This is a genomic window from Streptomyces sp. NPDC014870 (genome assembly GCF_043081505.1).
Taxonomy (GTDB): domain Bacteria; phylum Actinomycetota; class Actinomycetes; order Streptomycetales; family Streptomycetaceae; genus Streptomyces.
In genome coordinates this window covers 40,379-63,424 of the sequence record NZ_JBIBWQ010000017.1, presented here as the reverse complement: position 1 = coordinate 63,424, position 23,046 = coordinate 40,379, and the positions used below count along the sequence as shown (strand labels likewise).

Here is a 23,046-nt window from a genome sequence, read left to right as displayed (position 1 = left end):
GGCCCCGGCTCCTTGCGTACGGCACACGCGCCGCGCACGGCACCAGCGGCTACTCCGCGGGAAGATCGGGGTCGGTAGGAATGCAACACGGCAAATACCGTTTCATCGTGGGGTTCCTGGCGATCCCCCTGGCCATGTACGCGCTGTTCGTCGTCTGGCCCTTCATCCAGTCCATCTACTACTCGTTCACGGACTGGAGCGGACTCAGCCCCGAATTCCGGATGGTCGGGTTCGACAACTACAGCCGCATGCTCGACGACGAGGTGTTCTGGAAATCCCTCCAGCACAGCCTGACCTTCGCGGTCGTCCTGCCGCTGGTCACCGTCGGCCTCGCGCTGTTCTTCGCGTTCATGCTCAATGTCGGCGGTCGGCGCCGCCGGGGAGCGGCGGTCGCCGGTGTGCGCGGCTCGTCCTTCTACAAGATCGTGTACTTCTTCCCGCAGGTGCTGTCCATCGCGATCGTGGCGCTGCTCTTCCAGTTCGCGTACAACCCGAACAGCGGAGCCATCAACTCGGTCCTCAAGGGAGTCGGACTCGGCAGCATCCAGCCCGACTGGCTGGGTGACCCGAACCTGGCCCTCATCTGTGTGATGGTCGTCCTCGTCTGGTCCACGGTCGGCTTCTTCGTGGTCCTCTTCTCGGCGGGCATGGCCTCGATCCCCAAGGACTTCTACGAGGCGGCGCTCCTCGACGGCGCGAACCGCTTCACCACCTTCTTCAAGATCACCCTGCCGCTGCTCTGGGACACCGTGCAGTCCGGCTGGATCTACATGGGCATCCTGGCGCTCGGCGCCGAGTCCTTCGCCGTCGTCCAGATCATGACCGTCGGCCCCAACGGCGGCGGGCCGGACTACTCCACCATCGTGATGCCGCTGTACGTGTACCAGAAGGCCTTCCGCGACGGTCAGGCCGCCTACGCGACCACGATCGGTGTCGCGCTGCTCGTCGTCACGCTGCTCTTCGCGGCGGTGGTCATGCGGTTCGGCCGGCGCGAGCGGCTGGAGTACTGATGCTGTGTCTTCCCGGGGGACAGCTCCCGGATCCCCAGCAGGAAAGCAGCTCGGTCGCGGTGGCCGGCACGACAGCACGAGGTGACCTCCGGTGAAAGCCATCGACACCCCTCCCGCCGGCGCGGCGCTGCCCGAGCCGCCCGAGCCCGGCGTCACGAAGACGAGCGCGCCCGCCGTCCCCCGCAGGGAGCCCAAGAGCGAGGGCACCACCCTCAACGTCTTCTCGCACGGCATCCTGATCATCTGGGCGATCATGGTGGTCATGCCGCTCCTTTGGGCGGTCATGACCTCCTTCAAGACCGACCGGGCGATCTTCACCTCGCCGTGGGCGCTGCCCGACAAGCTGCACTTCGAGAACTGGTCGCGCGCCTGGACCGAGGCGCACATGAGCGACTACTTCCTGAACACCATCCTGGTGGTCGGCGGCTCGCTCATCGGCACGCTGCTCTTCGGCTCGATGGCGGCCTACGTCCTGGCCCGCTTCGAGTTCCCGGGCAACCGCTTCATCTACTTCCTGTTCATCGGCGGGATGAGCTTCCCGATCATCCTGGCGCTCGTGCCGCTCTTCTACGTGCTGCAGAACATGGCCCTGCTGAACACGCTGCACGGCCTGATCCTGGTCTACATCGCGTACTCGCTGCCGTTCACGGTCTTCTTCCTCACGGCCTTCTTCCGCACCCTGCCGACCTCGGTGGCGGAAGCGGCCTTCATGGACGGCGCCTCGCACACCCGGACCTTCTTCCAGGTGATGCTGCCGATGGCCAAGCCCGGTCTGATCAGCGTGGGCATCTTCAACTTCCTCGGCCAGTGGAACCAGTACCTCCTGCCCACCGTGCTCAACACCGAGCAGGACAAGAAGGTGCTCTCCCAGGGCCTGGTGCAGCTCGCGGTGAGCCAGGGCTACAAGGGTGACTGGTCCGGACTCTTCGCCGGCCTGGTGATGGCGATGCTCCCGGTCCTCGCCGCGTACATCATCTTCCAGCGCCAGGTGGTCGCCGGACTGACGGCCGGCGCGGTGAAGTAACCGATCGATATACGCGCGAAGGGCGGCTCCCAGGCGGGGGCCGCCCTTCGCCGTACCTGCCCGTGCCTCCCCGTACCCGCTCTGACCTGCGCTGACCTGCGCGTTCGCCGCTGCGGCCAGGCGCTGTGCGGCATCATGGAAGCAAGGCCGCGGCGGGGCTCATCCGAGCCTCCGCTTGCTCAAGGTCTTGACGGGAGACAACCCCAAAGGCTCAGCTTAGAGTTCACAAGTTGGAGAACAAGCTGGGGTCTCACAGGCGCGGCCCCGGCCGGGGCGGTGATCACACCGTCCGTCGCAGGCGGGAGTGGATGAGTCGATGGAGACTCCGGGGTCGCAGACATCTCTGCACAGGGCCAATCTCGAGCGGGTGGTCCGTGCGGTACGCATGGCGGGCTCGCTCACCCAGGCGGAGATCGCCCGGGCGACGGGCCTGTCCGCCGCCACGGTCTCCAACATCGTGCGAGAGCTGAAGGACGGCGGAACCGTCGAGGTCACGCCCACATCGGCGGGCGGCCGGCGGGCGCGCAGCGTCTCGCTCTCCGGCGACGCGGGCATCGTCATCGGGGTGGACTTCGGCCACACCCACCTGCGGGTCGCCGTGGGCAACCTCGCCCACCAGGTGCTCGCCGAGGAGTCCGAGCCGCTGGACGTGGACGCCTCCTCGGCCGAGGGCTTCGACCGGGCGGAACAGCTGGTCATGCGGCTCATCGGGGCCACCGGCATCGGCCGCGACAAGGTCGTCGGCGTCGGGCTCGGCGTACCGGGCCCGATCGACGTCTCCTCCGGCACGCTCGGCTCCACGTCGATCCTGCCGGGCTGGAGCGGCATCAACCCGGCCGACGAGCTCTCGGGCCGGCTCGGCGTGCCCGTGTACGTCGACAACGACGCCAACCTCGGCGCGCTCGGCGAGCTGGTGTGGGGCAGCGGGCGGGGCGTGAAGGACCTGGCGTACATCAAGGTCGCCAGCGGTGTGGGAGCCGGTCTCGTCATCGACGGGCGGGTCTACCGGGGCCCCGGTGGCACGGCGGGCGAGATCGGGCACATCACGCTCGACGAGTCGGGCCCGGTCTGCCGCTGCGGCAACCGCGGCTGCCTGGAGACCTTCGCGGCCGCCCGCTACGTCCTGCCGCTGCTCCAGCCCGGCCACGGCCCCGATCTGACCATGGAACGGGTCGTCCAGCTGGCCCGCGAGGGCGACCCGGGCTGCCGGCGCGTCATCGCCGACGTCGGCCGCCACATCGGCAGCGGGGTCGCGAACCTCTGCAACCTGCTCAACCCCAGCAGGGTGGTCCTCGGCGGCGACCTGGCCGAGGCGGGGGAGCTGGTCCTGGCGCCCATCCGCGACTCCGTCTCGCGGTACTCCATCCCCAGCGCCGCCCGCCAGTTGTCGCTGGCTCCGGGGGCGCTCGGCGGCCGTGCGGAGGTCCTCGGCGCGCTGGCTCTCGTGCTGAGCGAAATGGGCGATTCGACCCTGCTTGAGAGCGCCCTTCCCGGTGCCGCGCAGGCCTCGGCGCCTGCCTTCACTTAGATAACGAATGGCACCGTTGCCATCTCGTTAAGGATTTACTTCTTGACGATGTCTCCGCGGCCGAGTTGACTTCCAGCCACCTCGGCCGCAAAGTCGCGGCCTCGTCAGGGAGGCAACCCCACATGAACGCAGTGACGCGTCGCATCGTCATAGGCACGGCCGCGGTTTCCATGGCCCTCTCCGTCGCCGCCTGTGGCAAGGCGGGCGACAGCGACTCGGGTAACGGGAGCGGCGGCGACAGCAAGACCATCGGTCTGCTGCTCCCGGAGAACAAGACCACGCGCTACGAGACCTTCGACCGCCCGATCATCGAGGCGAAGATCAAGGCTCTCTGCTCGGACTGCGAGGTCAAGTACAACAACGCCGCGCAGGACACCGAGACGCAGAAGAAGCAGTTCGACGCGCTGGTGACCCAGGGCGTGAAGGTCATCATCCTGGACTCGGTCGACTACAAGGCCACCAAGTCCTGGGTCCAGCAGGCCGAGACGAAGGGCGTCAAGGTCGTCGCGTACGACCGGCTGGCCGAGGGCCCGATCTCCGCCTACGTCTCCTACGACAACGAGAAGATCGGCCGCCTCCAGGGCGAGGGCCTCGTGAAGGCGCTCGGCGACAAGGCCAAGGACGCCAACGTTGTCATGATCAACGGCTCGCCGACCGACCCGAACGCGCCGCTGTTCAAGAAGGGCGCCCACAGCGTCCTCGACACGGCCGTCAAGAAGGTCGTCTACGAGCAGGACATCCCGGACTGGTCCCCGGACGAGGCCAACAAGAAGATGGGTGCCGCCATCGACTCGCTGGGCAAGGACGGCTTCCAGGGCGTCTACTCGGCCAACGACGGCATGGCCGGCGGCATCATCACCGCCCTCTCCAAGCAGGGCGTCAAGGTCCCGGTCGGCGGCCAGGACGCCGAGCTCGCCGGTCTGCAGCGGATCCTGAAGGACGAGCAGGCCTTCACGATCTACAAGCAGATCAAGCCGGAGGCCGAGACCACCGCCGAGATCGCCGTCCGCCTCCTCAAGGGCGAGAAGATCGACGACCTCGTCCCCACCAAGGTCACCAGCCTGACCGGTGAGTTCAAGGACATCCCGGCGAAGCTGTACGACGCCCAGATCGTCACCAAGGGCGACATCGCCGGCACGATCATCAAGGACGGCGTCTACAAGGCGGCCGACATCTGCACCGCCGAGTACAAGGCGGCCTGCGAGGCGGCGGGCATCAAGTAACCCCCGCTGCCGGCACGGCCCTTCGGAGCCCTCCCGGGCCGCCCCGCGGCCTCCTCCGAACGGCCCCCCGGTCCGGTCCGGCGCCCCCGCCCCGTTCCACGCCCCGCAAGCGGGGGCGGGGCGCCGGACTCTCTCACAGCCCCCTCAGTGCTCTTCGCACCACCATCCCCGCCGGTCAGGCGGCGAAGGAGATGATTCACGTGTCCGCTACGCCCGTGCTGGCGTTGCGCGGGGTCTCCAAGCGGTTCGGCGCCGTCCAGGTGCTCACCGACGTAGAACTGGAGATCCACGCCGGTGAGGTCGTCGCCCTGGTCGGCGACAACGGCGCCGGCAAGTCGACTCTCGTCAAGACGATCTCGGGTGTGCACCCGATCGACGAGGGCGTCATCGAGTGGGACGGCAAGCCCGTCCAGATCGCCAAGCCCCACGACGCCCAGAACCTCGGGGTCGCCACCGTCTACCAGGACCTGGCGCTCTGCGACAACCTCGACGTCGTCGCCAACCTCTTCCTCGGCAGCGAGCTGAGCTCCGGCTCCGTCCTCGACGAGATCGCCATGGAGAAGCGCGCCAAGGAGCTCCTGGACACCCTGTCCATCCGCATCCCGTCGGTCCGCATCCCCGTCGCCGCCCTCTCCGGCGGTCAGCGCCAGGTCGTGGCCATCGCGCGCGCCCTGATCGGCGACCCGAAGATCGTCATCCTGGACGAGCCCACGGCCGCCCTCGGCGTCGAGCAGACCGCACAGGTGCTCGACCTCGTGGAGCGGCTGCGCGAGCGCGGCCACGGAGTCATCCTCATCAGCCACAACATGGCCGACGTCCGCGCCGTCGCGGACCGCGTCGCGGTCCTGCGCCTCGGCCGCAACAACGGCGACTTCAAGGTCGCCGAGACCAGCCACGAGACGATCATCGCCGCCATCACCGGTGCCACGGACAACGCCGTGACCCGTCGGCAGGCCCGGACGGCCTCGGCCACGGCCACCGCCACGAAGGAGGACGCGAAGTGAGCGACCTCGCCAAGACCCCCGAGACGCCCGAGACGGCCGAGACGCCCGAGACGGCCCCGGACGCCGCCGTACCGGCCCAGGCCGCCCCCGTGGAGGCCTCCGCCGCCCCGATCCCCGCCGTCGACCCGCGCCTGCTGGTCCGCGAGGAGGGCATCAAGGGCTACTGGACCGAGTTCACCCGCAAGATCCGCGGCGGCGAGCTCGGCTCCCTGCCCGTCGTCCTCGGCCTGATCGTCATCGCGATCGTCTTCCAGGTCCAGAACGAGAACTTCCTCTCCGCGAGCTCCGTAGCCAACATCGCGGTGTACGCCTCGGGCCTCGGCATCATGGCCGTCGGCATCGTCTTCGTCCTCGTCCTCGGCGAGATCGACCTGTCGATGGGTTCCGTGGCCGGCGTCGGCGCGGCGGTCTGGGCCGGGCTGCAGGTCAGCAACGGCATGAACGAGTGGCTGGCCATCGTGCTCGCCGTGCTCACCGGCACGGCCATCGGCGCGCTCCACGGCTTCTTCTTCGCCAAGATCGGCGTCCCCGCCTTCGTGGTCACCCTCGCCGGCTTCCTCGGCTGGATGGGGTTCCAGGAGTGGCTGATGGGCGGCGAGGGCTCGATCAACACGCCCTCGGGCAGTGTCGTGGAGAACCTCACCAACTACTTCTTCGCCGACAAGGTCGCCGCGTACGGCCTGGCCCTCGTCGCGGTCGTGGTCTACGTCGCCTCGCTGCTGCGCGACAGCAGCCGCCGCAAGGCCGCCCTCCTGCCGGCCCGCCCGGTCAGCGAGATCGTGCTGCGCACGGTCGTCGTCGCGGTGCTCGTCTTCGCCGTCGCCTTCGTCATGAACGAGCCCGAGGGCGCCCGCGGTCTGCCGCTGGCCCTGGTCCTGTTCCTGGCCGTGCTCGTCCTCGCCGACTTCGTCGCACGCCGCACCCTGTTCGGCCGGAAGGTCTTCGCGGTCGGCGGCAGCGCCGAGGCGGCGCGCCGCGCCGGCATCAACGTCGACGGGGTCCGGATCGCCGTCTTCGCGATCTCCGGCACGCTGGCCGCGTTCGGCGGACTGTTCATCGCCAGCCTCTCGGGCGGCGCCACCAAGAGCCTCGGTGGCGGCAACACCCTGATGCTGGTCATCGCGGCCGCCGTCATCGGCGGCACCAGCCTCTTCGGCGGCCGTGGCAAGGTCTGGTCGGCACTCCTGGGCATGATCGTGATCCAGTCGATCCAGCAGGGTCTGAACATGATCGGCATGTCCAACTCCATCCAGAACATGATCACCGGCGCGGTGCTCCTCGCCGCCGTCGTGATCGACTCGGTCTCGCGTCGTACGCAGAAGACCGCGGGTCGCGCGTAGCTGCCACTGTCGGCAAGCACACAGTGTCCGGCGCCGGAGAACCGGTGCCGGGCACTGCTGCGTCTGGCCCTGTGTACCGCCCGTACGCTCAGCGGTGTGTCGGCCACACGTGTGACGCGCACCCCGCCGCCCGCGACACAAGGTCGGGGACGGAACATTAGACTCGACAAATCGGCAAGCTCGACCAGCTCAATGGCAAGGAGGCACGGGTGGCATTGCTGACCCGTATCAGGGGACCGCGCGATCTGGACCGGCTCTCCCCGGAACAGCTGGACCAGCTGGCCGAAGAGATCAGGACGTTTCTCGTGGACGCCGTCTCCAAGACCGGCGGTCACCTGGGGCCCAACCTCGGCGTGGTCGAACTGACCATCGCCCTGCACCGCGTCTTCGACTCGCCCAAGGACAAGGTCCTGTGGGACACCGGCCACCAGAGTTACGTGCACAAGCTCCTCACCGGCCGCCAGGACTTCTCGAAGCTCAAGATGAAGGGCGGCCTCTCCGGCTACCCCGCGCAGGCCGAGTCCGAGCACGACATCATCGAGAACTCGCACGCCTCCACGGTCCTCGGCTGGGCCGACGGCCTGGCCAAGGCCAACGAGGTCCTGAAGAAGGACGACCACGTCGTCGCCGTGATCGGCGACGGAGCCCTCACGGGCGGCATGGCCTGGGAGGCGCTGAACAACATCGCCGCCGCCAAGGACCGCCCGCTGGTCATCGTCGTCAACGACAACGAGCGCTCCTACGCGCCGACCATCGGCGGCCTCGCCAACCACCTGGCCACGCTCCGCACCACCGACGGCTACGAGCGCTTCCTGGCCCGCGGCAAGGACATCCTGGAGCGCACCCCCGTCGTCGGGAAGCCGCTCTACGAGACCCTGCACGGCGCCAAGAAGGGCCTGAAGGACTTCATCGCCCCGCAGGGCATGTTCGAGGACCTCGGCCTGAAGTACGTCGGTCCCATCGACGGCCACGACATCGAGGCCCTGGAGTCCGCCCTGACGCGCGCCAAGCGCTTCGGCGGGCCGGTGATCGTCCACTGCCTCACCGAGAAGGGCCGCGGCTACCAGCCGGCCCTCCAGGACGAGGCCGACCGCTTCCACGCCGTCGGCAAGATCCACCCCGACACCGGTCTGCCGATCGCCTCCTCCGGCGCCGACTGGACCGGCGTCTTCGCCCAGGAGATGGTCGAGCTCGGCAAGGAGCGCGAGGACATCGTCGCGATCACCGCGGCCATGCTCCAGCCCGTCGGCCTCGACAAGTTCGCCAAGGCCTTCCCCGAGCGGGTGTACGACGTCGGCATCGCCGAGCAGCACGCCGCGGTCTCCGCGGCCGGCCTCGCCACCGGCGGCCTGCACCCCGTCTTCGCGGTCTACGCGACCTTCCTGAACCGCGCCTTCGACCAGGTGCTCATGGACGTGGCCCTGCACAAGTGCGGCGTCACGTTCGTCCTGGACCGGGCCGGCGTCACGGGCACCGACGGCGCCTCCCACAACGGCATGTGGGACATGTCGATCCTCCAGGTCGTGCCCGGTCTGCGGCTCGCCGCGCCGCGCGACGCCGACCAGGTCCGCGCCCAGCTGCGCGAGGCCGTCGAGGTCACCGACGCGCCGACCGTCGTCCGCTTCTCCAAGGGCGCCGTCGGCCCCGCCGTACCGGCCCTGCGCCGCATCGGCGGCATGGACGTGCTCCGCGAGCCGGGCACGGACACGCCCGACGTCCTCCTGGTCTCCGTGGGCGCGCTCGCCCCGATGTGCCTGGACATCGCCGACCTGCTCGACAAGCAGGGCATCTCCACGACCGTCGTCGACCCCCGCTGGGTCAAGCCGGTCGACGAGGCGCTCGCGCCGCTCGCCGAGCAGCACCGCGTCGTCGTCACCGTCGAGGACAACAGCCGCGTCGGCGGTGTCGGCTCGGCCGTCGCGCAGGCCCTGCGCGACGCCGGTGTGGACGTCCCGCTGCGCGACTTCGGCATCCCGCCGCGCTTCCTCGACCACGCCTCGCGGGCCGAGGTGATGGCCGAGATCGGTCTGACCGCCCCCGACATCGCCCGCCAGGTCACCGGTCTGGTGTCGCGTCTGGACGGGCTCACCGAGGACAGCGGCAAGGCCGTGGAGCCCGCGCGCGACTGACCCCGGTCACACCGCGTCACCATTGGGCCGGTCGGAGCACCCCACGGGGTGACCGACCGGCCCATTCGTGTGAATCCCGCATCCTCGACAGGCGCCACTCCTTTCGTGTCTCGATCATGGGGTCCTGGGACCGACGGCACGGAGGTACGACGGTGAGTACGGACCAGCAACCGCCACAGGCGAGTTCCGGGATGTTCCGGACGAAGACGGTCGAGCAGTCGATCCGCGACACGGAGGAGCCGGAGCACGCGCTCAAGAAGTCGCTCTCCGCCTGGGACCTCATGGTCTTCGGCGTGGGTGTGATCATCGGCACCGGCATCTTCGTCCTCACCGGCAAGGTGGCCAAGGAGAACGCCGGCCCGGCCACCGCCCTCGCCTTCATCGCCGCCGGCATCGTGTGCGCGCTCGCGGCGCTCTGCTACGCCGAGTTCGCCTCCACCGTCCCGGTCGCCGGATCGGCGTACACCTTCGCGTACGCCTCCATCGGCGAACTGCCGGCCTGGATCATCGGCTGGGACCTCGTCCTGGAGTTCGCGCTCGGCACCGCCGTCGTCGCCGTCGGCTGGTCGGGCTACGTCCGCTCGCTGATGGACAACATCGACTGGCACCTACCGGCGGCCCTGGAAGGGCCGGACGCCCCCGGCGGGACCTTCGACATCCTCGCCTTCCTGCTGGTCCTGGTCCTGACGGTGATCCTGGTCCTCGGCATGAAGCTCTCCGCCCGGATCACCGCGCTCGTCGTGGCCATCAAGGTCACCGTCGTCATGATCGTGATCGTGGCCGGCCTGTTCTTCATCGTCGGCGACAACTACGACCCGTTCATCCCCCCGGCGATCACTCCCGAGGGCGGCGGCTCCGCCTGGGACGCCCCGCTGGTCCAGACGATCTTCGGTTACGAGCCGACCAACTTCGGCGTCATGGGCATCTTCACCGCGGCCTCCGTCGTGTTCTTCGCCTTCATCGGCTTCGACGTGGTCGCCACCGCCGCCGAGGAGACCAAGCTCCCGCAGCGCGACATGCCCCGGGGCATCCTGGGCTCGCTCTTCATCTGCACGGTGCTCTACGTCGCCGTCGCGCTCGTCGTGACCGGCATGCAGCACTACAGCGAACTCTCGGTGAGCGCCCCGCTCGCCGACGCCTTCAAGGCCGTGGGGCACCCCTTCTACGCCGGTGTGATCAGCTTCGGCGCCGCGGTCGGCCTCACCACCGTCTGTCTGATCCTGCTGCTCGGCCAGACCCGGGTGTTCTTCGCGATGAGCCGAGACGGGCTGCTGCCGCGCTTCTTCTCGATCACCCACCCGCGCTTCAAGACGCCCTACCGGCCGACCATCCTGCTCGGTGTGATCATCGCCATCGTGGCCGGCTTCACCAGCATCAACGAACTCGCGACGCTGGTGAACATCGGCACGCTGTTCGCCTTCGTCGTCGTCGCCATCGGTGTGATCGTGCTCCGCCGGACCCGCCCCGACCTGCACCGTGCCTTCCGCACCCCGTGGGTGCCGGTGCTCCCCATCATCTCGGTCGCCGCGTCGGTGTGGCTGATGCTGAACCTGCCGGGCGAGACCTGGTTCCGCTTCGCCGTCTGGATGGCGATCGGCGTCGTCGTCTACTTCCTCTACGGCCGCAACCACAGCCGGCTGGGGAAGCAGGGCCAGGACGCGCTGTACTGACCCCCGCCCCCCCCCGACCCCTAGGGGAGCACCGCGCGCGGGCCCACGTACCGGGCCCCGTGCTCACCCACCCGCCGCCGCAGTTCCCGGTCGGCCGTGACCACCAGGCACGGCCGACCGGCCGCGTTCCGGGCCAGCTCCACGATGAGGTCGTCGCCGCTGCCCGGCGCCTCCTCGACCCGTACGCCCGGCACGGACTCCGCGCCCCGCGCCCGGCCCTCCACGACAAGCACGATCTCGAAGGGGCCGCCCTCGGGCCCGTCCCCGGCCGCGAGCCGGTCGCGCAGCCGCTCGGCGGCGCCGCGACGGTCCCGCCACCAGCCGTCGGGCACCGAACCCACCACGTTGGCGCCGTCGACGATCAGCAGAGGCAGCTCCTGGTCCATGCGCACAGGATCTCAGCCCCCACCGGGGGCTTCGGGCCACCCCGGCACCCACTAAAGTCGACGAACAGCAGTCCGAGCGGACCTGCACCTTCCACCGCTGATCTGTCGACCGGAGCGCCGCACCCCATGGCATATCGATCCGATGACCCGACCCGCCGTCTCCAGGGGCCGTACACGGTCCCGACCCTGCGGGGGAGCTGGCTCACCCGTGGCGCGGAGGGCCGCTTCAGTGCCTACCTGATGCACGACGGCGAGGTACTGCGCTGGACCGAGGGCACCGACGGACGCTGGAGCGGCCCGGTCTCCCTCGGCGGCGGGGGCACGCTCCGGCCGATCCTGTCGGTCGGGCAGGGCGCCAACCGCTATGTCCACATGGTGGGGCTGCGCCCGGTGCCGGACACCGAGGACCATGTCGAGCTGGTGCACTCGACCCAGTTCCAGACGGGCCGCCCCGCGGTCGAGTGGCGTTCGATCCAGCACTCCAACGGCAAGAGCTTCCCGTGGACCGGCAACCCGGCCGTCGCGGTGGACGCCCTGGGGCGCGCGTACGTCTTCACCAAGAACGGTGGCGGCGGCCTGAGCGTACGGGCCCAGAAGGACGCGGGCGGCTGGCACCCGTGGTGGGACCTGTGGGGCAACCGCTCCGACCCGTCGCCGGTGGCGGCCACCAACGGCGACGGCTTCGTCGAGCTGTACTCGGCGAAGCCGGAGGGCCTGCTCCGCTACGAGCAGCAGGAGTCCGGCGGCAAGCCCGTCCGGCACGACGTGGTGCCCGTGCCCGCGCCGGTGACCTTCGGCACCCTGGCCGCGGTGACCGGTCCCTCGGGGCACGTCACGCTCTACTACCTCGACGAGGAGCAGCGCGTCTGCGCCTGGTCCCCGGGACGCTCGCTGGAGCCGACGCCCTTCCTGGACGCGGTGGGGACGGGCCCGCTGGCCGCCACCCCGTGCCTGGTCGACGGCGTCGCGTCCACGGCGCTGGCCCAGCAGTCCGCCGACGGGCGGCTCGCCCTGGTGGCCTTCCCCGCCGAGGAGGAGACGGCCGTCACCAAGTGGACCGAGACGGGCGAGGCCCGCGGCCCGCTCACCACGACCCTCGCGCAGGGCCTGGACGGCGGTCTGGTGGCCCTGACGGTCGCGGACGGAGCCAAGGGACCCCTGCTGCTCACGATGCGCCAGAAGACCGCGGCGGACGGCTTCCAGCTCGGCGCGTGGCAGTCGCTGGTCTGACCTGCAGGACAACGACGAACGGCCCCGGCACCAGGAAGGTGCCGGGGCCGTTCGCTGTGCGCTCTCGGCGTTACGCCGGGACGCTCGCGACGCCCTGGGCGAGGAACGGCTTGCCGTTCACCCGCTGGGAGACGCCCTCACGGTCCAGGTACGGCGTGATGCCGCCCAGGTGGAAGGGCCAGCCGGCGCCCGTGATGAGGCAGAGGTCGATGTCCTGCGCCTCGGCGACGACACCCTCCTCCAGCATCAGGCCGATCTCCTGCGCCACCGCGTCCAGGACGCGGGCGCGGACCTGCTCCTCCGTCAGGACGACGTCGCCCTGCTTGAGGAGGGCGGCGACCTCGGGGTCCAGCTCCGGCTTGCCGGAATCGTAGACGTAGAAGCCGCGCTTGCCGGCCTCGACGACCGCCTTCAGGTTCGGGGAGACGATGAAGCGCTCCGGGAAGGCGCGGTTCAGGGTCTCGGAGACGTGCAGACCGATCGCCGGGCCGACGAGCTCCAGGAGCACCAGCGGCGACATCGGCAGACCGAGCGGCTCGATGGCCTTCTCGGCCGTCTCGACCGAGGTGCCCTCGTCGATGACGTTCTGGATCTCGCCCATGAAGCGGGTCAGGATGCGGTTCACGACGAACGCCGGGGCGTCCTTGGTGAGGACCGCGGTCTTCTTCAGCTTCTTGGCGACACCGAAGGCGGTGGCGAGCGAGGCGTCGTCCGTCTTCTCGCCGCGGACGATCTCCAGGAGCGGGAGGATCGCGACCGGGTTGAAGAAGTGGAAGCCGACCACGCGCTCCGGGTGCTGGAGCTTGGACGCCATCTCGCTGACGGACAGCGAGGAGGTGTTGGTGGCGAGGATCGCGTGCGCCGGGGCGACCGCCTCGACCTCCGCGAACACCTTCTGCTTGACGCTCATCTCCTCGAACACGGCCTCGATGATGAAGTCCGCGTCCGCGAAGCCCTCGGCCTTGTCCAGGACACCGGAGACCAGGCCCTTCAGGCGGTTGGCCTTGTCCTGGTTGATCCGGCCCTTGCCGAGCAGCTTCTCGATCTCGCCGTGGACGTAGCCCACGCCCTTGTCGACGCGCTCCTGGTCGATGTCGGTCAGGACGACCGGCACCTCGAGGCGGCGCAGGAAGAGCAGCGCGAGCTGGGAGGCCATCAGACCGGCGCCGACGACACCGACCTTGGTGACCGGGCGGGCCAGCGACTTGTCCGGGGCGCCGGCGGGCCGCTTGCCGCGCTTCTGCACCAGGTTGAAGGCGTAGATGCCGGAGCGCAGCTCGCCGCCCATGATCAGGTCGGCGAGCGCCTGGTCCTCGGCGTCGAAGCCGGCCTGCAGGTCGCCGTCCTTGGAGGCGGCGATGATGTCCAGGGCGCGGTAGGCGGCCGGGGCCGCGCCGTGCACCTTGGAGTCGGCGATGAACCGGCCCTTGGCGACGGCCTGGTCCCAGCCCTCACCGCGGTCGATCTCCGGACGCTCCACCGTGACCGAGCCGTTGAGGACCGAGGCGGTCCAGATCAGCGACTGCTCCAGGAAGTCCGCGCCCTCGAAGATCGCGTCGGCGATGCCGAGCTCGAAGACCTGCTTGCCCTTGAGCTGACGGTTCTGGTTCAGCGAGTTCTCGATGATGACCGTGACGGCCTTCTCCGCGCCGATCAGGTTCGGCAGGATCGTGCAGCCACCCCAGCCGGGGACCAGACCGAGGAAGACCTCGGGCAGCGAGAAGGCCGGCAGGGCCTTCGAGACGGTGCGGTAGGTGCAGTGCAGACCGACCTCGACACCGCCGCCCATCGCCGCGCCGTTGTAGTACGCGAAGGTCGGCACGGCCAGCGCGGACAGACGCTTGAAGACGTCGTGGCCGCCCTTGCCGATGGCGAGCGCGTCGGAGTGCTGCTTGAGCAGCTCGACGCCCTTGAGGTCCGCGCCGACGGCGAAGATGAACGGCTTGCCGGTGACACCGACGCCGACGATCTCACCGTTCGCGGCCTCGGCCTCGACCTGGTCGATGGCGGTGTTGAGGTTCGCCAGGGACTGCGGGCCGAAGGTGGTCGGCTTGGTGTGGTCGAAGCCGTTGTCCAGCGTGATCAGCGCGAACCGGCCGGCGTTCGCCGGGAGTTCGAAGTGCCGTACGTGGGCGCTGGTGACGACCTCGTCCGGGAACAGCTCGGCCGCACCCTTCAGAAGCTCTGCGGTGGTGCTCACTTGCCCTCCCAGTGGGGGTTCTCCCAGATGACGGTCGCGCCCATGCCGAAGCCGACGCACATCGTGTTGAGGCCGTAGCGGACCTGCGGGTTCTCCTCGAACTGGCGGGCCAGCTGCGTCATGAGACGGACGCCGGAGGAGGCCAGCGGGTGACCGTAGGCGATGGCGCCGCCGTACTGGTTGACGCGGGCGTCGTCGTCGGCGATGCCGTAGTGCTCCAGGAACGCCAGCACCTGGACCGCGAAGGCCTCGTTGATCTCGAAGAGGCCGATGTCCTCGATGGACAGACCCGCCTGGGCGAGCGCCTTCTCGGTGGCCGGGATCGGGCCGTAGCCCATGACCTCGGGCTCGACGCCGGCGAAGGAGTACGAGACGAGGCGCATCTTCACCGGGAGGTCGTTCTCGCGGGCGAAGTCCTCGGAGGCGATGATCGAGGCGGTGGCGCCGTCGTTGAGACCGGCCGCGTTACCGGCGGTGACGTTGCCGTGGACGCGGAACGGCGTCTTCAGGTTGGCCAGCGACTCCAGGGTCGTGCCCGGGCGCATCGGCTCGTCGGCGGTGACCAGGCCCCAGCCGGTCTCGCCGCCCTCGGCGTTGGTGCGGCGCACCGAGATCGGCACCAGGTCCTGCTGGATCTTGCCGTCGGCGTACGCCTTGGCGGCCTTCTCCTGCGAGCGCACGGCGTACTCGTCGGCGCGCTGCTTGGTGATGCTCGGGTAGCGGTCGTGCAGGTTCTCGGCAGTCATGCCCATGAACAGGGCGGACTCGTCGACGAGCTTCTCGCTCACGAACCGCGGGTTCGGGTCGACGCCCTCGCCCATGGGGTGACGGCCCATGTGCTCGACACCGCCGGCGATGACGGCGTCGTACGCGCCGAAGGCGATGGAGCCGGCGACCGAGGTGACGGCGGTGAGGGCACCGGCGCACATGCGGTCGATGGAGTAGCCCGGGACGGACTGCGGCAGACCGGCGAGGATGCCGGCGGTGCGGCCGAGGGTCAGGCCCTGGTCACCGATCTGCGTGGTCGCGGCGATGGCGACCTCGTCGATCTTCGCGGGGTCGAGGCCGGGGTTGCGGCGCAGCAGCTCCCGGATGGCCTTCACGACGAGATCGTCGGCGCGGGTCTCGTGGTAGATGCCCTTCGGGCCCGCCTTGCCGAACGGGGTGCGGACGCCGTCGACGAAGACGACGTCCCTGACGGTACGAGGCACGATGGCTCTCCTCCAGGGTGCGGGATGGCACTGCTGCGGCACGCGACTAAGCGCGCGCTTGCTACCCCCATGCTACTTGTGGGTAACCAGGCTGCCCACCCCCCTGGGCGGGAGCGGCGAAGGTCACACTGCGGGGAGGGTACGCCGAGGCCCCCGCCCGCGCGCGGCGGTGCATGTGTGCGCCCGGCTCACGCCCGTCCGATCGGAGGTTCTCGCGACCCGATGGGCTGAGACGCGGTGCCATGCCATGGCGAGGGGCGGACCGCGAGTCGAGGCTGGTCCCGCCGGGGCGCGAGGCCCCGGATCCCCGACCACGGAACGGACCTCCATGCCTGTCATCAGCAAGGACCACGCGGTTCCTCACAAGTCCACCGTCCCCGCGAACAAGGACGAGATGGTCAACCTCTTCGTACGGGAGAAGCGCGACAACTCGCCCGAACACGGCCCGGATCGCAAGGCCGTCCTCATGCTCCACGGCCGGAGCGTTCCCGTCCTCGCGGGCTTCGACCTCCGGCACGCCTCCTACAGCTGGGCCGATGCGCTGGCGAAGGCCGGCCACGACGTCTTCATGATGGACCTCCAGGGCTCCGGGCGGTCGCCGCGCCCGTGGATGCACGACCCGCGGAACGCCAACCCGACCGACCAGGGGCTCCTGAAGCCGCGACCGCCGGGCTTCACCCCCGGCCCGGTGACCAACCCGTCCCCACTGAACAACTCGGACAGCGACCGCGACGAGCTGCACACCGTCGTGGAGTGGATCCGCAAGGAGCGCGGCGTGGACAAGGTCGCCTTCATCGGCTGGTCGGCGGCGGCGTTCACCATGGGGCCGTACGCCGTGATGAACCCCGCGAAGGTGGAGAGCCTCTTCCTGCTCGCGCCGATTTTCCCACCCGACGCCACGTCGACCCCACCGACCACGGTGCCCCAGCCCTTCCCGATGTTCCTGAACACGCGGTGGGGTGTCGAGTCCGGGTGGAACAAGGAGCTGCGCACGGCGGAGCAGCGTGCGCCCGGCATGGTCGAGAAGGTGTGGGCCGCGATCATGGAGAACGACGCGGTGGGCAGGGACTGGGGGCCGCCGGAGGGCATCAGCCGGTACCGGAACTTCGTCCGATGGGGCTGGAACAGGACGACGGCTGCGAAGGACGGTGTCCTCGGCGGAAGCGTGCCGATCATGATCGTGTACGGGGACGCCGACGCCACGGTGAACACCTCACCGCCCAACCCGAACAAGGAGCTCAACTTCTCGGTCCCCGCGCTCTACGACGCCGTCGCGGGCTCCCGCAAGCTCATGGTCAGGCTGGCGAGCGCGGGGCATTCGCTGGTGTGGGAGGCGCAGCACAAGAACGTGCACAAGCTCTCGAAGCACTGGCTCAAGCACCTCAAGGTCGACGGCAAGACCCAGGGCGTCTTCGACATGGCCGTCAACGGCGACCTCAGCCCGGTCCCGTAGGAACGGCGGAGCCCCCGGCCGCGCGCGGCCGGGGGCTCCGGGTCACTCCTTGGCGCTCGCCAGCGCCGTCACGAGCAGCGGCGTCACCAGTTCCACCTGCCACGGGCGCGCGCCGTAGCCGGTGAGGGCGGTGGCCACCTGGTCCGGGGCCGGGGGCTCCCAGCAGATGCGGCGGACCGTGTCCGGGGTGATCAGGTTCTCCTGGGGGAGGTTCAGCTCCTCGGCGAGGGCCGAGACCGCCGCGCGCGCCGCCGAGAGGCGGGCGGCCGCGGCCGGGTCCTTGTCCGCCCAGGCGCGCGGCGGCGGCGGGCCCGCGACCTGGGCGCCGGGCTGGGGCAGCTCGTTGTCCGGGAGCGCCTTCGCGCGGTCCACGGCCGCCTGCCACTGCTCCAGCTGGCGGCGGCCCATGCGGTGGCCGAAGCCGGGCAGCGCGGTCAGCGCCGCGACGTTCACCGGCACCGCGAGCGCGGCCTCCACGATCGCCGCGTCGCTCAGCACCTTGCCCGGCGAGACGTCCCGCCGCTGGGCGATCCGGTCCCGGGCCGTCCACAGCTCCCGCACCACCGCCATCTGGCGGCGCCGCCTGACCTTGTGCATGCCGGAGGTCCGCCGCCACGGGTCCTTGCGCGGCGGAGCGGGCGGGGCCGAGGCGATCGCGTCGAACTCCTGCAGCGCCCACTCCAGCTTGCCCTGCCGGTCGAGCTCCTTCTCCAGTGCGTCACGCAGGTCGACGAGGAGCTCGACGTCCAGCGCGGCGTACCGGAGCCAGGGCTCGGGCAGCGGGCGGGTGGACCAGTCCACCGCGGAGTGGCCCTTCTCCAGGGCGTAACCGAGTACGGACTCGACCATGGCCCCGAGCCCGACGCGCGGGAAGCCCGCGAGCCGCCCGGCCAGCTCGGTGTCGAACAGCCGGCTCGGCACCATGCCTATGTCCCGCAGGCACGGCAGGTCCTGGGTCGCGGCGTGCAGGATCCACTCGGTTCCCGCGAGCGCGTCGCCCAGGCCGGACAGGTCCGGGCAGCCCACCGGGTCGACGAGCGCGGTGCCCGCGCCCTCGCGGCGGAGCTGGACGAGGTAGGCGCGCTGGCCGTAGCGGTACCCCGAGGCGCGCTCGGCGTCGACGGCGACGGGTCCGCGGCCCGCGGCGAAGGCGGCGATCACCTCGGCGAGCGCCTCGTCGGTCGCCACGACGGGCGGAATGCCCTCACGGGGCTCCAGCAAGGGGATCGGCAGCCCGTTCGCAGGGACGTCGTCGTCCGGGGGAGCGCCCCCGGTGGTTCGCAGTGCTGTGTCTGCTGCGGTCTCTTGGGCGTCGGTCACGTGTCAAGGGTATCTGTGAACGGCAAGCGCCTGTCGACGGAACGTTCCGTCGACAGGCGCCGATGTTTCGTCAACCGCGCGGGGTGCCCGTTCGGGGACTCCAGGGGCTCGGGGGACCGGGGGGACGCGACGGGTTCAGTGGATGATCCCGGTGCGCAGCGCCACCGCGACCATGCCGGCGCGGTCGCCGGTGCCCAGCTTGCGGGCGATCCGGGCGAGGTGGCTCTTCACGGTCAGGGCGGACAGGCCCATGGACACGCCGATCGCCTTGTTCGACTGGCCCTCTGCCACCAGCCGGAGCACCTCGACCTCGCGGCCGGAGAGCTCGCGGTAGCCGCCCGGGTGGCTCGGGGCACCCGGGGGGCGGCGGTGGCCGAGACGGGCGGCCGCGGAGCCGATGGGGGCGGCGCCGGGGCGGGTGGGGTGCCCGATGTTGGTCCGCGTGCCGGTGACGACGTAGCCCTTGACCCCGCCGGCCAGCGCGTTGCGGACCGCGCCGATGTCGTCGGCCGCGGAGAGGGCCAGGCCGTTGGGCCAGCCCGCCGCGCGGGTCTCGGACAGCAGCGTGAGGCCGCTGCCGTCGGGGAGGTGGACGTCGGCCACGCAGATGTCGCGTGGGTTGCCGACGCGGGGACGGGCCTCGGCGATGGACGACGCCTCGATGACGTCGCGTACGCCGAGGGCCCACAGGTGGCGGGTGACGGTGGAGCGGACGCGCGGGTCGGCCACGACGACCATGGCCGTCGGCTTGTTGGGGCGGTAGGCGACCAGGCTTGCGGGCTGCTCGAGGAGAACGGACACACGGCCTCCTGGGGAGATGCGGGACGGAGCCGGCTCGGGGAAGAAGCCGGGGGCGAACCCGTGCGGTGAAGGGGTCATGGAACTCTTCGGCAGCTCGGCCGCCCGCCTTTAGGGAAAGATCACGATTTGGTGAGTAACAATTGGGGCAATTCGGACGCGTGATCGATCATCCTACGAGTTTGCCTCCGCACGGGTGATCCCCGAGGGCCCCGCGCGTGCGAGGCCCCCCGTCCGGCTACGGCTGCTGCGGGCCCCTGCGCTGCGGCAGCGAGACGACCCCCGCGCCCGCCGTCGTGCCCGCCCCGGGGTCGGGTTGCGACGGCGGCAGACCCGCGATCTGGCAGAGCAGATCGCACCAGGCCGCCAGATGCGCCCCGGTGTCCGGCACCCCGCCCAGCGCCTCCTGCGGCGTCCACGACGCCCGGATCTCGATCTGGGTCGCCGGGCGCCGCTCGGCAAGCCCCCCGAAGTAGTGCGAACCCGCCTGGGTGACCGTCCCGCCCGCCTCCCCGTACGCCAGGCCACGCGCCTCCAGCGCACCGGTCAGCCACGACCAGCAGACCTCCGGCAGCAGCGGGTCCGCCGCCATCTCCGGCTCCAGCTCCGCCCGGACGAGCGTGACCAGGCGGAACGTACCCTTCCAGGCGTCGTGCCCCGCCGGGTCGTGCAGCAGCACGAGCCGGCCGTCGGCGAGATCGTCCTCGCCCTCGACGACGGCCGCCTCCAGGGCGTACGCGTACGGGGCCAGGCGCTGCGGGGGCCTGGTCGGGTCGATCTCCAGCTCCGGCCGCAGCCGGGCCGCGCGCAGGGCGTCGACCGCTCTTCTGAAGGCGGGTGGCACCGCGTTCGCCTCCGTGTCGCCCGTACCTCCGTCACCGTCGGAATGATCGGAAAAATGTCCCTGAGCCGCAGCCATGCGGGGAAGAGTAGGCGGAACGGGGGCCTCGCGCAGGGAGGCACACCCCACCCCGGCGGGCGGCTTGCGCGTGCATGCGAAGATTCTGGGCGTGAGCGCCATTGAGACGAAGCACCAGCCGCAGACGTACGACTCCGCCTTCCTGAAGGCCTGCCGGCGCGAGCCCGTGCCGCACACGCCGGTCTGGTTCATGCGGCAGGCCGGGCGCTCGCTGCCCGAGTACCTGAAGGTCCGCGAGGGCATCCCGATGCTCGAGTCCTGCATGCGGCCCGAGCTGGTCACCGAGATCACGCTGCAGCCCGTACGCCGCCACGACGTGGACGCGGCGATCTACTTCAGCGACATCGTGGTCCCGCTCAAGGCCATCGGCATCGACCTCGACATCAAGCCCGGCGTCGGCCCGGTCGTCGCCGACCCGATCCGCACCCGCGCCGACCTCGACCGGCTCCGCGACCTCACCCCCGAGGACGTCCACTACGTCACCGAGGCCATCGGGATGCTCACCGGCGAGCTGGGCTCCACCCCGCTCATCGGTTTCGCCGGCGCGCCTTTCACCCTCGCGAGCTACCTCGTCGAGGGCGGGCCGTCCCGCAACCACGAGCACACCAAGGCGCTCATGTACGGCGACCCGCAGCTGTGGGCCGATCTGCTCGACCGCCTCGCCGAGATCACCTCGGCCTTCCTCAAGGTCCAGATCGAGGCCGGTGCCTCCGCCGTCCAGCTCTTCGACTCCTGGGTGGGCGCGCTGGCCCCGGCCGACTACCGCCGCTCCGTGATGCCCGCCTCCGCGAAGGTCCTGGAGTCCGTCGCCTCGTACGGGGTCCCGCGCATCCACTTCGGTGTGGGCACCGGTGAGCTCCTCGGCCTCATGGGCGAGGCCGGCGCGGACGTCATGGGCGTCGACTACCGGGTCTCGCTCGACGAGGCCGCCCGGCGCGTCGGCCCCGGCAAGGCGCTCCAGGGCAACCTGGACCCGGCCGTGCTCTTCTCCACCCCGGAGGCGATCGAGGCCAAGACGGACGAGGTCCTGGCCGCAGCCGAGGGCCTCGAGGGCCACATCTTCAACCTGGGTCACGGCGTGCTGCCGACGACCGACCCGACGGCCCTGACGCGTCTGGTGGAGTACGTGCACACCCGGACCGCCGTCTGACGGTCGCCCGCGTACGCGGGGTGGCGGGCCGGGTCGGCCCGCCACCACCGGCTCCGCTCCCGTCAGCCCGCCGCCCTGACCGCCGCCACCGCCTTCCGCGCCGCGATCAGCACCGGGTCCCACACGGGTGAGAACGGCGGCGCGTACCCCAGGTCGAGCGCCGTCATCTGCTCCACCGTCATCCCGGCCGTCAACGCCACCGCCGCGATGTCCACCCGCTTGGCGGCCCCCTCGCGGCCCACGATCTGCACCCCGAGCAGCCGGCCCGTACGGCGCTCCGCGAGCATCTTCACCGTCATCGGCGCCGCCCCGGGGTAGTAGCCCGCCCGGCTCGTCGACTCGATCGTCACCGTGACGTAGCGCAGACCGACCTCCCGGGCGTCCTTCTCGCGCAGTCCCGTGCGGGCGATCTCCAGATCGCACACCTTCGACACCGCCGTGCCCACCACGCCCGGGAAGGTGGCGTAACCCCCGCCCACGTTCGAGCCGATCACCTGACCGTGCTTGTTGGCGTGCGTGCCGAGCGCGATGTGCCGCTCGCGCCCCGAGACCAGGTCGAGGACCTCGACGCAGTCACCGCCCGCCCAGATGTTCTCGTGCCCCCGCACCCGCATCGCGAGGTCGGTGAGCAGTCCGCCGTACGCCCCCAGCGGCAGCCCGGCCGCCCGCGCCAGGGTCGTCTCCGGTACGACACCCATACCGAGGACCACCACGTCCGCCGGGTACTCCGCGTCCTCCGTCGCCACCGCCCGGACCCTGCCGTCCTCCCCGGTGAGGATCTTCGTGACCGGCGAGGAGCCGACCGTCCTGATCCCGAGGCCGTCCATCACCCCGTGGACCAGGCGCCCCATGTCCGGGTCGAGCGTCGCCATCGGCTGCTCGCCCCGGTTGAGGACCGTGACCTCGTAGCCCCGGTTCAGGAGCGCCTCGGCCATCTCCACACCGATGTACCCGGCGCCCACGACGACCGCCCGCCGCCCCTCCGTACGCGCCAGCGAGTCGAGCAGCGCCTGCCCGTCGTCGAGGGTCTGCACCCCGTGCACGCCCGGCGCGTCGATCCCCGGCAGCGGCGGCCGCATCGGCCGCGCGCCGGTCGCGATCACCAGCTTGTCGAAGCCCGTCCACGCCTCGGCGCCCGACTCGAGATCCCGGGTGCGTACGCGCCGGCCGGGCACGTCGATCTCGACCACCTCCGTGCGCATCCGCAGATCGATGTCGCGCGCCCGGTGCTCCTCGGGCGTACGCGCGATCAGCTCGTCGCGCTCCGCGACGTCGCCGCCGACCCAGTACGGGATGCCACAGGCCGAGAAGGAGCTGAAGTGACCGCGCTCGAAGGCGACGATCTCCAGTTCCCCCGCACTCCTGAGCCTGCGTGCCTGCGACGCGGCGGACATGCCCGCCGCGTCGCCGCCGATGACCACCAGTCGTTCGCTCATACGAACACGCTACGT

At 70.5% G+C, this 23,046-nt stretch carries 18 protein-coding genes; 11 read left to right on the top strand and 7 right to left on the bottom strand.

Annotated elements, in window-relative coordinates:
• Positions 1 to 80 precede the first annotated feature (80 nt).
• The 8 genes from ACF09C_RS36910 (at position 81) to ACF09C_RS36875 (ending at position 10,928) form a co-directional block, all read left to right on the top strand.
• The gene (locus tag ACF09C_RS36910) at positions 81 to 1,010 is read left to right on the top strand and encodes a carbohydrate ABC transporter permease (RefSeq protein ID WP_392097999.1); all 930 of its coding nucleotides are present in this window, start codon (positions 81 to 83) and stop codon (positions 1,008 to 1,010) included.
• A 100-nt stretch (positions 1,011 to 1,110) separates the two neighbouring features.
• Positions 1,111 to 2,034 (top strand): carbohydrate ABC transporter permease, encoded by a 924-nt coding sequence (locus tag ACF09C_RS36905; protein WP_392098085.1) that lies wholly within the window; start codon positions 1,111 to 1,113, stop codon positions 2,032 to 2,034.
• Between the two features lie 316 nt (positions 2,035 to 2,350).
• Complete coding sequence (locus ACF09C_RS36900) at positions 2,351 to 3,562, top strand: ROK family transcriptional regulator (RefSeq protein ID WP_362421714.1); 1,212 nt, start codon at positions 2,351 to 2,353, stop codon at positions 3,560 to 3,562.
• Between the two features lie 122 nt (positions 3,563 to 3,684).
• Positions 3,685 to 4,785, top strand: coding sequence for a substrate-binding domain-containing protein (locus ACF09C_RS36895; protein WP_392097997.1), 1,101 nt, complete (start codon positions 3,685 to 3,687; stop codon positions 4,783 to 4,785).
• A 191-nt stretch (positions 4,786 to 4,976) separates the two neighbouring features.
• Complete coding sequence (locus ACF09C_RS36890; RefSeq protein ID WP_392097995.1) at positions 4,977 to 5,789, top strand: ATP-binding cassette domain-containing protein; 813 nt, start codon at positions 4,977 to 4,979, stop codon at positions 5,787 to 5,789.
• Entirely contained in the window at positions 5,786 to 7,129 is a 1,344-nt protein-coding gene (locus ACF09C_RS36885; protein WP_392097993.1) for a sugar ABC transporter permease, read from the top strand. The genes ACF09C_RS36890 and ACF09C_RS36885 overlap by 4 nt, the downstream gene beginning before the upstream one ends.
• Before the next feature lie 209 nt (positions 7,130 to 7,338).
• A complete protein-coding gene (gene dxs, locus ACF09C_RS36880; protein ID WP_392097992.1) occupies positions 7,339 to 9,258 on the top strand; it encodes a 1-deoxy-D-xylulose-5-phosphate synthase in 1,920 nt (639 codons plus the stop codon).
• A 191-nt stretch (positions 9,259 to 9,449) separates the two neighbouring features.
• A complete protein-coding gene (locus ACF09C_RS36875) occupies positions 9,450 to 10,928 on the top strand; it encodes an amino acid permease (RefSeq protein ID WP_392098083.1) in 1,479 nt (492 codons plus the stop codon).
• A 20-nt stretch (positions 10,929 to 10,948) separates the two neighbouring features.
• On the opposite strand, the gene ACF09C_RS36870 is transcribed toward ACF09C_RS36875, so the two are convergent.
• Positions 10,949 to 11,314, bottom strand: coding sequence for an NTP pyrophosphohydrolase (locus ACF09C_RS36870; RefSeq protein ID WP_392097991.1), 366 nt, complete (start codon positions 11,312 to 11,314; stop codon positions 10,949 to 10,951).
• Between the two features lie 126 nt (positions 11,315 to 11,440).
• Between ACF09C_RS36870 and ACF09C_RS36865 the strand changes: the two genes are divergently transcribed.
• On the top strand, positions 11,441 to 12,544 hold the full coding sequence (locus tag ACF09C_RS36865) for a hypothetical protein (protein WP_392097990.1): 1,104 nt from the start codon (positions 11,441 to 11,443) through the stop codon (positions 12,542 to 12,544).
• Positions 12,545 to 12,614: 70 nt separating this feature from the next.
• On the opposite strand, the gene ACF09C_RS36860 is transcribed toward ACF09C_RS36865, so the two are convergent.
• Both ACF09C_RS36860 and ACF09C_RS36855 read right to left on the bottom strand, forming a co-directional pair.
• A complete protein-coding gene (locus ACF09C_RS36860) occupies positions 12,615 to 14,744 on the bottom strand; it encodes a 3-hydroxyacyl-CoA dehydrogenase NAD-binding domain-containing protein (protein WP_392097989.1) in 2,130 nt (709 codons plus the stop codon).
• Entirely contained in the window at positions 14,741 to 15,955 is a 1,215-nt protein-coding gene (locus ACF09C_RS36855) for a thiolase family protein (protein WP_392097987.1), read from the bottom strand. The genes ACF09C_RS36860 and ACF09C_RS36855 overlap by 4 nt, the downstream gene beginning before the upstream one ends.
• Before the next feature lie 328 nt (positions 15,956 to 16,283).
• Here ACF09C_RS36855 and ACF09C_RS36850 point away from each other — a divergent pair, with 328 nt between their 5' ends.
• Positions 16,284 to 17,408 carry an alpha/beta fold hydrolase gene (locus ACF09C_RS36850; protein WP_392097986.1) on the top strand — a complete coding sequence of 375 codons (1,125 nt, stop codon included), beginning with the start codon at positions 16,284 to 16,286 and terminating at the stop codon, positions 17,406 to 17,408.
• A 42-nt stretch (positions 17,409 to 17,450) separates the two neighbouring features.
• On the opposite strand, the gene ACF09C_RS36845 is transcribed toward ACF09C_RS36850, so the two are convergent.
• The 3 genes from ACF09C_RS36845 to ACF09C_RS36835 all read right to left on the bottom strand — a co-directional run bounded on the left by ACF09C_RS36845 (position 17,451) and on the right by ACF09C_RS36835 (position 20,445).
• Positions 17,451 to 18,728 (bottom strand): HRDC domain-containing protein, encoded by a 1,278-nt coding sequence (locus tag ACF09C_RS36845; protein ID WP_392097985.1) that lies wholly within the window; start codon positions 18,726 to 18,728, stop codon positions 17,451 to 17,453.
• A gap of 135 nt (positions 18,729 to 18,863) precedes the next feature.
• Complete coding sequence (locus ACF09C_RS36840) at positions 18,864 to 19,529, bottom strand: response regulator transcription factor (RefSeq protein ID WP_017242457.1); 666 nt, start codon at positions 19,527 to 19,529, stop codon at positions 18,864 to 18,866.
• A gap of 235 nt (positions 19,530 to 19,764) precedes the next feature.
• Positions 19,765 to 20,445, bottom strand: a complete 681-nt coding sequence (locus tag ACF09C_RS36835) for a DUF3000 domain-containing protein (RefSeq protein ID WP_392097983.1) — start codon at positions 20,443 to 20,445, stop codon at positions 19,765 to 19,767.
• Between the two features lie 91 nt (positions 20,446 to 20,536).
• Between ACF09C_RS36835 and hemE the strand changes: the two genes are divergently transcribed.
• The gene (hemE, locus tag ACF09C_RS36830) at positions 20,537 to 21,595 is read left to right on the top strand and encodes a uroporphyrinogen decarboxylase (protein WP_392097981.1); all 1,059 of its coding nucleotides are present in this window, start codon (positions 20,537 to 20,539) and stop codon (positions 21,593 to 21,595) included.
• 62 nt (positions 21,596 to 21,657) lie between these two features.
• Here the strand turns inward: hemE and ACF09C_RS36825 are convergent, their stop codons facing one another.
• The gene (locus ACF09C_RS36825; RefSeq protein ID WP_392097980.1) at positions 21,658 to 23,031 is read right to left on the bottom strand and encodes an FAD-dependent oxidoreductase; all 1,374 of its coding nucleotides are present in this window, start codon (positions 23,029 to 23,031) and stop codon (positions 21,658 to 21,660) included.
• Between the last annotated feature and the right edge of the window lie 15 nt (positions 23,032 to 23,046).